Source organism: Flavihumibacter cheonanensis, from assembly GCF_022352215.1.
GTDB lineage: Bacteria > Bacteroidota > Bacteroidia > Chitinophagales > Chitinophagaceae > Flavihumibacter > Flavihumibacter cheonanensis.
In genome coordinates this window covers 1-289 of record NZ_JAKRWF010000079.1, presented here as the reverse complement: position 1 = coordinate 289, position 289 = coordinate 1, and the positions used below count along the sequence as shown (strand labels likewise).

At 55.0% G+C, this 289-nt stretch carries 1 protein-coding gene; it reads left to right on the top strand.

Translation table 11 applies throughout. The annotated features are described in order from the left end of the window. Positions 1–289, top strand: a 289-nt coding sequence (locus MD536_RS21210; protein WP_239603789.1) for a glycosyltransferase family 39 protein, incomplete at both ends; no start/stop codon positions are given.

Below are 289 nucleotides of genomic sequence, written 5' to 3'. Positions count from 1 at the left end.
GTTTGATCAGATCTCCTATAACAATCTCGCCCAGCGCGTGCTCGGCGGGGATGGTTTCACCTTTGGAGAGCTGTGGTGGCCGCTGACAGCCCCAGGCGAGCCCACTGCGCACTGGAGTTTTCTTTACACCCTCTATCTGGTGATTGTGTACGCAATCTTTGGCCCGAACCCATTGGCAGCTCGATTGATCCAGGCGGTGATCGTTGGCATCTTGCACCCTCTGTTGGCATACTTGATTGGCAAGCGTGTCTTTGGTCAGATCGCCGGTTTGATTGCGGCTGCTATCACT